The 12,368-nt window shown below is 42.9% G+C and carries 7 protein-coding genes; 1 reads left to right on the top strand and 6 read right to left on the bottom strand.

All coding sequences use genetic code 11. The features are described from left to right. Nucleotides 1–169 precede the first annotated feature (169 nt). On the bottom strand, nt 170–1,027 hold the full coding sequence (locus tag ACJV2T_RS01345; protein ID WP_064621441.1) for a DeoR/GlpR family DNA-binding transcription regulator: 858 nt from the start codon (nt 1,025–1,027) through the stop codon (nt 170–172). Between the two features lie 242 nt (nt 1,028–1,269). Here ACJV2T_RS01345 and ACJV2T_RS01340 point away from each other — a divergent pair, with 242 nt between their 5' ends. Then, the gene (locus ACJV2T_RS01340) at nt 1,270–2,424 is read left to right on the top strand and encodes a quinone-dependent dihydroorotate dehydrogenase (protein WP_419398916.1); all 1,155 of its coding nucleotides are present in this window, start codon (nt 1,270–1,272) and stop codon (nt 2,422–2,424) included. Between the two features lie 181 nt (nt 2,425–2,605). Here ACJV2T_RS01340 and ACJV2T_RS01335 read toward each other — a convergent pair whose 3' ends face one another. The 5 genes from ACJV2T_RS01335 to ACJV2T_RS01315 form a co-directional block, all read right to left on the bottom strand. Then, a complete protein-coding gene (locus tag ACJV2T_RS01335; RefSeq protein WP_419398915.1) occupies nt 2,606–4,927 on the bottom strand; it encodes a transglycosylase domain-containing protein in 2,322 nt (773 codons plus the stop codon). A gap of 58 nt (nt 4,928–4,985) precedes the next feature. Continuing rightward, on the bottom strand, nt 4,986–5,696 hold the full coding sequence (locus tag ACJV2T_RS01330) for a Crp/Fnr family transcriptional regulator (RefSeq protein WP_415683309.1): 711 nt from the start codon (nt 5,694–5,696) through the stop codon (nt 4,986–4,988). 467 nt (nt 5,697–6,163) lie between these two features. Beyond that, nucleotides 6,164–8,656 carry a S9 family peptidase gene (locus ACJV2T_RS01325; RefSeq protein WP_419398914.1) on the bottom strand — a complete coding sequence of 831 codons (2,493 nt, stop codon included), beginning with the start codon at nt 8,654–8,656 and terminating at the stop codon, nt 6,164–6,166. A gap of 136 nt (nt 8,657–8,792) precedes the next feature. Continuing rightward, nucleotides 8,793–10,304 (bottom strand): App1 family protein, encoded by a 1,512-nt coding sequence (locus ACJV2T_RS01320; protein ID WP_419398913.1) that lies wholly within the window; start codon nt 10,302–10,304, stop codon nt 8,793–8,795. Further along, nucleotides 10,301–12,124, bottom strand: coding sequence for a L,D-transpeptidase (locus tag ACJV2T_RS01315; RefSeq protein ID WP_419398912.1), 1,824 nt, complete (start codon nt 12,122–12,124; stop codon nt 10,301–10,303). Before ACJV2T_RS01315 ends, ACJV2T_RS01320 begins: the two co-directional genes overlap by 4 nt. Between the last annotated feature and the right edge of the window lie 244 nt (nt 12,125–12,368).

Genomic DNA, 12,368 nt, shown 5'->3' with positions numbered 1-12,368 from the left:
TGAGTTTTGCAATTGCTCAAATGCCTTATAAAACAAGGAAAAACGCAATATTTAAGCATTGACGCGCTTTAAGCAAAACTAAGAACCAAACACACATCAAACACAAAAAATGCCCGAGCAAACAAGTAAACAACTCACTCGGGCATTAAAATCAAACTTCGCAAAAACACTAATCAAGCAAATCGTCAGAATCTTCAGAATTTGCTAAATCGTCACCATTAGATGCATCAAGAACATCTCGCTCGTCAATAACAGGTGCCAAAACCAAATCCTTCACAAGCTCACGCGTGCGAAGTTGAGAATCAGCATCCAAACCATCGTCAGTAATAACAGTATCAACCTGATCAAAACGAGCAAACAGTGAAAGCGACGTGCAACTCCATTTAGTATGATCCGTCAAAATAATCGTGCGATCCGCAATATCCATTAACGCCATATCCGTAGCAGCTTCCAAAGAATTCGGCATAAGGAATCCGCGAGGAAGAGACACAGAGTGCGTGCCAAGAAAAACAGTATTCACGCGAAGAGAAGCAACAACCTTATCTGCAATAGGACCGACCAGCGAATTAGAGCGCGTAATCACGCCGCCAGTAACAATAACCTCAACATCTTTAGACTCAAGCGCTTGCACAAGCTCCGCAACAGGAATCGAATTAGTCAAAATCGTAATGCCAGAAGCCCTGCGCGACTCGAGCAAATGCTGCGCAAACACATAAGCAGTGGTGCCGCCGCCAATAGCAATCACATCCCCCGGAGAAACGTAGTCCACAGCCAAACGAGCAATAGCATCCTTCAAACCAATGTCCATTTGCGACTTTACAGAAAACAGCGGCTCCGAAAGCAAAGTATTAGTCGTTACAGCGCCGCCGTGAACGCGCTTTAAAAGACCGCGATCCGAAAGCTCGGCAATATCCCTGCGAACCGTCATAGCAGAAACGTTCAGCTCTTTAGAAAGCGCAGTAATGCGAACAGCACCGCGCGTACGAAGACGGCTTAAAATCAAATGTTGACGCTGCGAAGAAATCATACGAACATTATCGCACACGTAAACGCAAAAAACAAACGTAATTGAGCGTTTTAATGCCTTAAAACGAAAAGAACGCACATTTTGTTGTCAAGCAAAGCAGGTTTTGTGAAAAATCGCACAAAAACGAACGCGGGCTAAGTGAGGAAACGCACAAAATACACTAAAGAAATTACGCTAAGTGAGGAAACGCACAAAAACACTAAATAATAGCGCATATAACAATAATGCTCTACTATATAAATATGTACTACGTTTCTGAACATTCATTGCACAATGTCGTCAATAAAGCAACGACCGACCTTTTTACATTCTCATACAAACACATTATTAAACCGCATTTTGTTTTTAACATTCCTCCAGACGAAGCGCATGATCGCATGATTAATTTTTGCAAATTTAGCGAGCGCACTCCTGGATTAATGTGGCTTCTTCGCGAAATGCTTAACTACACAGACCCGGTGTTAGAAACTAACGTTATGGGCGTGGATTTTGCGAACCCGTTTGGCTTAAGCGCGGGACTAGATAAAAACTGCCAAATGGCAACCGTACTAGACAACGCAGGCTTTGGTTTTGAAACAGTTGGCTCTACTACAAGCCGACCATGCGAAGGAAATCAAAAACCTTGGTATCATCGCCTTCCAGAATATGACTCAATTCTTGTGCACGCAGGACTAGCAAACGATGGCAGCGAAGCCGTTATTGCACGAGCCGAAAAAGCTTGGACGCATGCAAAGTCTATGAATATGTCTATTTCTATTGCGCGCACAAACGACGACTTAGTTGGCGACTTGGAAGAAGGAATTGAAGACTACCATATTTCCATGGAACGCGCAGCAGGAAGAAGCTCAATAATCGAAGTAAATATTTCATGCCCGAACACGCGCGTTGGCGAACCGTTTAGTCAGCCGGAAGCGCTTGACAAATTATTCACCGATCTTGACACTATTAAGCGACCTCAGCCAACATTAGTTAAGATGCCGCTTAATTTGCACGGTGGTTGGGAACAGTTCAAGTCTTTGCTTGACGTACTTGCAGAACATAAAGTTGACGGAGTAAGTATTGCGAACTTGCAAAAGAATCGCGCAGGACTTGACGTTCCGCAAGATTGGCAAGGAGCGCTTTCCGGAGGTCCTACCTACAGCGCAAGCAACGAGCTTATTCGACGCACGCGCAAAGCTTTTGGCGAACGCTTTGCTATTGCAGGCATTGGCGGAGTATTTACGCCAAAGCAAGCATATGAGAAGATTCGCTCAGGCGCTGACTTGGTTATGTTTATTACGTCACTTATGTACAGAGGACCGCAACAAATTACGACGCTGAAACGCGGACTTGCGGATCTTCTGAAACGCGACGGCTTTGAGCATGTTGCAGATGCAGTCGGTGCTGATTTGAACTAGCAGTGCGTATTTGCACAGTGCGTATTTGCACTAAAAATGACCCTTACTTTGCTCACAATCAAGTAGCATAAGTAAGGGTCTATTTGTAGGAACAGCATAAGACAACTCAGTATTTAGCAAGTTAACTAGCAATTACGAGTTGACAAATGCCGTTTGTCAAATGCAGTTTAACAAATGCCGTTTAGTAATTATCGCCTTCCGAATTGTTATAGTCGTCGCGACGAGCAGTGCCGTACTGATCTTGCGTGTTCTTTTGCTTCTTAGCTTCTTCCTGCTGTTCTTGCGCTGCCTGCTTTCTAGCGTCTTCATCTCGCTTCTGCTGATCAGTTTTAACAGTAGTTTTAGGCATACCAGGCAGCGTTCCGCCGGCAGTGTACTTTGGATCAGGCTTGCCATAATCGTTGTCAACAGGAATGTTGGCAGCCTTCAAATAGTCGTTCATAAACTGCTTCCACGCAGGCGTTGCAATATACATACCATACCAACCTGCCATTGTGCGGCCGTTAATAGTCATGCCGTTGAAGCTCTTTTGCGATTCGGTATTGCCGACGGCCACAAACGAAGCCACCTGATACGGCACAAATCCTGCTGTGGTCATGTAGTACTGTTCGTTAGTACCAGTTTTTGCGAAGGTTTTACGTCCGCCGTCAAGCTGAGTTGTTGAAGCCTCACCACCAGGTTGAACAACACCCTGATTAAGTGCGTATGCAGCAGTTTGTGCAATACCCTTTGGAATAGCCTGATGGCAATGCGCACTAGGAACTCTTAAACGCTTGCCGTTCTTATCAATAACTCGCTTAATAGCAATAGGATCGCAAGCAACACCATCTGCACCCAAAGTTGCATACACATTAGCAACAGTTAAAGGAGAAGCCTGCACAGAACCAATGGTCATTGGCGGGTTCAAAGAATTAGCAGAATACACACTTTCCTGACCAAGAGGCGAATTATGGTATCCAAGAATTTTAGCCGCGTCTGCAATAGAACACAGCTTAATTTGCTGAGCCATAGACGCCTGCGTAGTATTGTGAGAACGAACAAGACCTTGCAAAGGCGTTTCTGGGTTAACAGTGCCACCGCCGGAGTTTTGAACCGACCAACTACCAACTCCGCGGAATTTGCTGCAATTAAAATCAGCATTGTTATAAAGCATAGAAGTGCGAAGAGGCTGATTAATTGACTTTCCAGCAAGCATCCACGCAACCATATTAATTGGCTTCCACGTAGAACCAATCTGCCAACCAAGACCGCCACCATCGCGCTCATCTACAGCATAGTTCAAAGCCGTATGCGTAGGATCTGATTTTGCAGCATCCGTAGCATCATAAATACGATTGCTACCAAACGCCAAAACTTCACCAGTTCCAGGCTTAATTGCCGCAATTGAAACTTCAAAACCGCTCTTATCGTTTACAGGAATCGTATCCCTAGCAGCTTTCATAGCAGCCTTGCTAGCACGCAAATCCATAGTTGTGTAAATATCAAGACCACCCTCAGTAAGCAACTTTTCGCGCATGGCAGCAGTTTTACCAAACTCGCGAGAGTGCAAAATTTTCTTCGTCACGTAATCGCAGAAGAATGCTGCATCGCCTGCAGCTTGACATCCAATCTTAGAAACTTCCCTCTGTATATTAAGAGTGCTTTTAAGAGGAATAGCAGCAGCGGAATCATGCTCGCTCTTAGTAATAAAACCTTGGCGAAGCATTAAATCAAGAACAATATTGCGCTGCTTTTGCGCTTCAGGCTGATTTTCTTCAATAGAAGGATCGTAATGCGAAGGATTCTTTGTAATTGCAGCAATAGTTGCCGATTGCACAAGATTAAGTTTTGCAGCGCTCGTATTGAAGTAGCGGTGAGCTGCAGTTTCTACGCCGTAAATATTATTGCTACCGAACTGCGCAATATTTAAATATCCCTGCAAAATCTCAAGTTTGGAGTATTTTTTCTCCATTTGAATTGCAATAAGCATTTCGCGCAATTTACGAGCAATAGTGCCTTCAGAAGCGTGGTACTCAGCTAAAGGATCGTTATTTTCGTGAGCTTTAATCATAAGCACATTTTTTACATATTGCTGAGTTAAGGAAGAGCCACCTTGCATATCTCCCTTTTTAACGAATGTTTGCACGAATGCGCGAATAACACCTTGCATATCTACGCCGGAATGCTCAAAGAATCGACGGTCTTCACGAGCAACCATTGCTCGCTGCATATATTGCGATATGCGTCTAAGCGGCACTACAGTGCGGTTTTGAGCATAAAAAGTTGCAATAATAGTTTTGCCATCAGAAGCGTAAAGTCGCGATTTTTGCGGCAAAGCAGTTACGTCAAAATCGATGCCGTCAACGCGAAGTGAAGGCACTACTGTTTTCACTATGCTATTCACGCTCATTACGCCAGGAACAAACATAATACTTGTTGCAACACCTCCTGCAACACACAAAGTGATGTAGGTAAGGAACAGCGCTAGCACACGGCGAACAGTCAGTGAATTCTTTTTCGGCATGCGTACTATTCTAAAGGTTTGCCTCTACTTGGAAACCGAGATCATAAACATTCGCGCTTTAACGCTCAGCTCGACGGATAAGCATGCCAGGCTTATAAATAATAATTGACCTGCCTTGGCGCATAATCCAGCCTCTGTTTGCAAAATCCATAAGTGCTTTGTTAACTGTTTCGCGCGAAGAGCCAACAAGTTGTGCAAGCTCTTCTTGCGTCAAATCATGCGGCACAAGCAAGCCGTCGCTCATAGGCTCGCCAAATCTCGAAGCTAAATTCAGCAAAGTCTTTGCTAAACGAGCAGGAACATCCATAAAAACTAAGTCGGAAATTCGCTCATTATTTGCTCTCATGCGCGCTGCAAGCACTTGAAGCATATCTACCGCAACGCTAGGGTGATTGTTTAGCCAATTGAATAACACGTCATTTTCTAGCCATAAAACTCTAGTGTTGTTCGTAATAGATATTGCTGAAGCTGTACGAGGACCGCCGCTAGGATCAAAAACTGGAATTTCGCCTAGAATTTCGCCAGGAGTGTGAATACTTAGCAATTGCACACGATTGTCGTTTGAATGACGAACTAATTTAACTCTTCCACGCTCAAGCAAGTACATTCGATGGTCAGTATCGCCTTCATTAAAAATTGCCGAACCTTTTTTAAATGTCGATTCTTGCAAATACTGCATCAATTCTTTTACTTGATCAGCTGGAACTTGCTTAAACAATGCGGTATGTTGCAGTGAAAATTCATCGCTGTCAACGCTGAGTGTTGTCATTGCTGCTCTACCCCTTCATTAAGCAATAAGTAGATATCTCCATTGAACTACCTGTATGTGGATGAGCGCAAACGCAAGCGAAAAACGCAAGTGAAAGACGCAAGTGAAAGACGCATACGAAAAACGCACATCACTTGACCTATGATATCACGAAAGGCGAGGAAACGACATTTACTTTACAGTCGCGTAAAATTTCTGCCGCTTTTAAAGCGGAATACGACCAAAACTTTACACGAGCGTAAAGTTTCTGCCGAATTAAGACGCACAGGCGGCATAAACTGCGCACGACTGTAAAGTTTCTGCCGAATTAAGACGCACAGGCGGCATAAACTGCGCACGACTGTAAAGTTTCTGCCGAATTAAGACGCACAGGCGGCATAAACTGCGACGACTGTAAAGTTTCTGCCGGATTAAGGCGCGCAAACGACCAAAACTTTACAGTCGCGTAAAGTTTCTGCCGCTTCCGACTAACTATTTACTCCCATAACATGCAAGCACCACGCGTTTTCATAAGCTAACTCCTGCCATTGCCTGTACCTGCCAGAAGTGCCACCGTGACCGCCGTCAGTTTCAATACGAGCAATTGCGTCAACACCAGAAGCTTGCAATTTAGCTAGCCATTTCAAAGGTTCCGTAACAAGCACGCGCGTGTCGTGAATAGAGGACGTGATTAAGATTTTCGGAAAATCAGCTAACTTTTTGCGACCCTCTTCCGTTTTTGCGCAAGGCACATTTTCGTAAGGAGTATACGATTTCATATAAGCGTAAGCTTCAGGATCATCGAGCGGATTGCCCCACTCATCCCACTCTGTTACAGTAAGCGGCAAAGAAGAGTCGAGCATAGACGTAAGAGCATCTACAAAAGGCACGTCTGCTTCAATTCCTGCATAACATTCCGGAGCCATATTTGCTATAGCACCCATAAGCAAGCCTCCTGCTGAACCACCGTTTGCAACAGTATGGCAAGCGGAAGCAAAACCAGCATTTTGCAAAGCACGCGTGGCATCAACAAAATCTTCAAAAGTATGCTTTTTATTAACGCGTCTACCCTGCTCATACCACGCGCGGCCCATTTCTCCGCCGCCTCGCACATGCACTTGCGCATACAACACGCCGCGATCCAGCAAACTCAAGCGACCGACAGAAAAAGTAGGGTCTGAACTAATTTCATACGCGCCATAACCAGTAACAAACATTGAGTCAGTTTTGGAAATTTTATCCGGACGCCACACAAGAGACACTGGCACACGCTCACCATCTCGAGCAGTAATCCAAACGCGCTTTTCAGCATAATTGTGCTCATTAAATTCGCCTAAAATTTTACCTTGCTTTAGCAACACATCTTCGCCTGTTAAAGGATCCAACTCGCGAAGTTGACCTAAAGTTGCGTAACTGCCAAAAGCGTAACGCATATGCGGAGCTTCGTACGAAGGATTTCCAGTCATAGAAATACTAAATAAGCGATTATTGTTGATTTCTTCTTGTGAAATATTTGCGAGCGCAGCGCGTGATTCGGCTTGCGCTTGATTCGTAAGTTGATCCGCAAGTTGATCCGTGAGTTGAGAAGAAAGTTGATCCGCAAGTCGATCCGTAAATTGATTTGCAAGCTTAGAAGAAAGCGGTCGCACTTCGCAAAAACGCCACGGTTTTGCTTGCAAAAAATCTTCAACAGCACGCTTTTTGCTCATTACAGCCAAATGCGGCAAACCTTGAGAACGGTAAGCTAGTGCCACATAATTTTTGTACATTGACAATCCGCTTATGCTCAATCCAACTGCATTTTGCAATATTTCAGGATTTTGAGGCGAATTATAAGGCTTTGTAATAGGCTCACTTCCGGCACCTTTTTGCCAAGCATCTCCCTGCTCGCAACCATAAGGAGAACCCGAAGCAATACATACTCCATCCGAAAGCTTGTACGTTACATGCTCATCAAACTTGCCGGAATTTCCTCTCATATCAATAATGTCAATTTCAAAATTAGGATTTTTAGCGTTATGACACACAATCGCAATCGGAATATCTTCACCATTTTCGCCAGCATTCTCAAAGCAAGCGAAAGAAATATCGTATTCCACTCCCTCAACCGGCTCAATAACCATGCGGAATTCGCCTTCAGGATTGCTCAAAGGAAGCATAAGCACGCGCGACGTAGTCTTTGAACTACTGCTGATCATCATGTATCGTTCGTCAAAACTTTCATACACGTCAACAAAAAATCGCTCGTCAGTTTCTTCAAAAACTTTTACATCGCTGGAAACTTTAGTGCCGACCTTATGCCTCCAAACTTGATAAGGACGCCAAGCGTCATCAAGCTTTACATAAAACACCCATTTTCCATCTGGAGAAAGTGAAGCAGAAGCAAGATTTTCCCACGATTCATCCAACTGCGACCAAGAACATGTTTTTGTAGAAAAGTCACGAATAAAATAGTTAAAGCGTTCATCGCCTTGAGTGTCGACACCGTACAGCATTCGCAAACCGTCGGTGCTCAAATCCATTCCACCGACTTTAAAGAATTTGCCACCAGAGCGCTCAGATTCAAGGTTTGCATCAAATAAAATTTCTTCACCATCAGTTGTGCCAGGTTTTGCAGAATTGTCGATAGTTGGCGGATTCCAATCGTCACTATTTTCGACTTTCATACGGCATTGCACAGCGTATTGTTTGCCTTTTTCAGTGCGCACGTAATACCAGTAATTATTCATGCGCACAGGAACAGACATGTCTGTTTCTTTAACTCTTGAGCGCAACTCGTCAAATAATGTAGAACGCAAGTTTTCTAAGTGCTTTACACGCTGTTCAGTATAAGCGTTTTGACTATTGACGTATTCCATAAGCTTAGGATTATTGCGATCTTTCATCCAAGCATATTCGTCTATATAAGTGTCGCCATGAAATTCACGTGCCGACGGTATGCGTTCTGCTGCTTTTGGCTTTGCGAAATCTTGATTATTCATAGCTACACCTCTTTTATTTTCATTACGTATTTCATTAAGTATTTCATTAACTATTTTCTTCAGCTTTTATATATTAGTAACGAAATATTTTCTGCAATTCTTTAATATTACAAAATTATTTTGCAATTATCTTATGCTATTTCGCAATCGCTTCCTCTATAAACGGAAGCATTACTTTAGCTAAATCTTTGCCTTGCGGAGCTGCAAAAAATGGCACGCCTTGCAAAGTACCAGCAGCACCTTCTGCTTCAATTATGCGCATTTGAGTATCATCCAAATCATCAAAACCATGCAAACCATCCAAGTCATCAATATCACCAGAAAACTCGCTAGCATTATTTAATTTTTCGATCGCCATAGTAGGAATTTCTTGCGCATCTTTGCACGCACTATCAAAAGCATCCGAAAAAATATACGCGCGCTTAGACGCACTTAAAGCAACAGCAAAATCACGAGATAATTTACGACAGAAATCCTCAACAGTAGCACTCTTGCGCAATTGCCTAATACCTACTGCAAGCACGCGACCTGGATGCTTACGAATAATATTCGCATACGTTAAAGGATCCTTTTGACCATCGTCGCCAATAAGCACAAAACGCATACCAGGAAAATCATCCATAAGCTGAGTTGCAAATTCTAATTTATGTTGCGGTCCGTTTGGAATAAAAGTTTTAGGGCGCGGATCCAAATCGCGGAGCAAGAGAGGACCCTCAGGAAACTTTTCGCGATCAATAAAGTGACGAATTGAAGCCTCAACATTCCACGGAGAAGTAGAAAGATAGAAAAATGGAATATCGTCACGTAAACGCTCTAAAGACTGGAAAAACTCAGACATTCCAGCAACTGGCGAACGATGAGCAGGATTCATAATAAGCAAATTATAAGCAGCGCGAATTGGCGAAGGCGCTTGAGTAACCATAATAGTGTCGTCAACATCCGAAATAACACCAATAGGAACATTTGCGTCAATAGCAAACAAACTCGCTTTTACAGGCTCACGGTCACTAACAGAATACGAAACAACGTGGCGACCAGGCTCTAAAGCGCGCTCGGTAATTAAATCTAAATATCCTGCACGGTCAGAAATACAATACTCTGCACTGCCATCGCGCGAACCTTCAGGCTTATCGTATATTTCAGAATCGCCAATTTGAGCCGTTTCTACAGGAATACCGTCAATAGACAAAGCAACGCGCACGCGCACAGCAGGAACAACAAGCATAGCGTAAATTCCGCGTTTTAGAGCAGAATGATGACCAAGCTTTGGAGCATACACAGTCCTGCAAATCAATCGAGCATATCTATGCGTTCCATACCCAATATATGGCTCAACACTTGGAAACCAGCCAAAACGACGAGCAACACGACCAGCAAGACGCATCCACGTGCCGAAAATAGACGTAACAATCCTGCGACCAAAACGCACAAGCAATGGCTTATTGTCAATACGCTCAGCTTTAGAAGGAGCGTCAAACAATGTCGCAGTAACATGCACAGGAATTGGCGCGCTGCTAATTCGTCTAGACGCAGCTAATTTCGGAACAGATTGTGGGCTTTGCACACACTCAAGATTAGAACGCGCAGAAAGTGAAAGTTCTTCAGCGCGTTCATCTTTGTTAAGTGAGTTACCCACAGATTCGCTCATTCGCGCACCGGACCATCCGGAGTCGTGCCAACAATTTGCACAATAGTGCCACGTGGGCAATTGTCAAAAATCCAGTGAGCATCCTGCTCATACATGTTTATGCAACCATGAGAGCCGTGATTTGCAGCATCGCCAGTTGCAATACCCTTATAATTCCAAGAAGCAGTGTGGAAGCCTTCTCCACCATGGTAATAGCTAACCCAACGCACTCCAGGAGAGAAGTAAGGAGAGCCATCGCCGTTCCTACCGCGCATATCTTGTGAAGCATAACGCAAGTAAATAAAGAATGTGCCAGAAGCTGAATCATCAGCACCGCGCTTACCTGTGCAAACAGGGAATGTTTTTACAAGTTCATCATTCCTATATACAGAAGCCATTTGAGTTGTTTTGTCAACAACAATGCGCATTTCAACAAGCTTCTTTTCAACTGTAAACTTAGTGACTTTTGCAGGAACAGCCATCTTGAAATCATTGCCATTTCGCAAAGATTCTACAGCCTTTTTCGCAACATTATTGGAATAGTTAATTTCAACACCGTTAGAACCTTTAAGCGTTGTGAAAATAAACTTACCTTCTTTATCGATTGCATCTTCCTGATTAATTTTTTGCTGATTAAGCTCTTTTGGAAGAACTTGAGACAAATAATAATCTGCTTTATCTGCATCAATTGTGTAAGAAAGCTTACGGCGAGTCGTATCTGCGTTTACGCTAATCCAAGACGCAATCGCTTCTTTTGGAACAGTAAAATCTTTGCCATCGCCGTTATTAAACGTGACTTTTTTCTCAAGAAGTTTATTTAAATCGTTTACAAATTTTTGCGCTGCATCAAGCTTAATAGGAGCGTCAGTACGTCGAGATGTAACAGAAACTTTTACTGTTTTACCAGGGTGAGCAATTAACTTTTTTACTGCTTCGCGAACAGACATAGTTTCTATAGTGCGACCAGGTACGCCATCTTCTACTTTGAAAGATCCAGAATCCTTGTCGAAAACTGCGCTATAAGGTACAGCGCGATCACTTTCACGAATAAACTTATGCAATAAGTACGAATCCAAAGCGGAATCATCTCGCACAGCCTTCAAGCTCACAGTTTGACGAACCCAAGGCATAATGCGAGTAAATAAATTATCTCGCTTAGCATTCATAATAGCTTTTACAGTTGCGTTCTTATCAATCTTGACACCAAGCTGACTCAAATCTGCATCAATACTATTGCCTTGATCGTCACTAATTTCTAATTTGCTATTATCTATAGCATTCTGAACAGTCTTGCTTACAGCATCTTCCTGATATCCAGTGAGATTACGCGTAATAGAAGCATCACCAAAATCAATACCTGGAGCAACTCGGTTGTTGAAATACAAATGAAGTGCAAAAAATGCTGCAGCTAACAAAATAACAAAAATAAGAAGCGAATACATTAACGCCAATGCGGAACGGTTCGCACGATGCTTCTTTGCTTTCGGCTCCACTACTCTAAATGAATCGGTTGCAGTTGAGTCGGCAGGAGTTGCATTTTCATACACGCCATATGCATTTTTATTGCCAAACATGTTCTTCTTGTTTCCAGCAATATCGTCAACAATATCGTCAACAATATCTCCAGAAGTGTCTTCTTCATCTGCGACTTCGCCTAAATTATCGGCAAGAGTTCCCTCATAATTAACAGAATTATCAGAATCATCAACCATTTGATCTTCTGCATGACTTTGAGGAACCTGCATAAAAGCAACAGTATCGTCACTAGCATCATCAGGCATATTACTAGATGTAATATTGAAGGATTCATCTCCCTCAAAATTTTGCTGTAATTCAGCCATATTCAAAACCTCTGCTCAATAATTGTATGCGACAGACACGTTTGAATAGTTTATCACTAGCGACGCACGAAATTAGTATTAGCGATGCATAGGAGCATAAATGGCTAAATAACCGGATATATAAATGGCTATAAAATGCGCACGAAAAATGCGCGAAAGCAATCAAAACAATATTTATAAAAAACAATAAATAATATACAAATGTGTAAAAAACGTAAATATTCGCAATATGCCGAAAAATTTA

The organism is Gardnerella phocaeensis, from assembly GCF_048545075.1.
Lineage (GTDB): Bacteria > Actinomycetota > Actinomycetes > Actinomycetales > Bifidobacteriaceae > Bifidobacterium > Bifidobacterium vaginale_J.
Note: the sequence above shows the minus strand (reverse complement) of the source record. Positions and strands in the feature narration are given on the sequence as shown.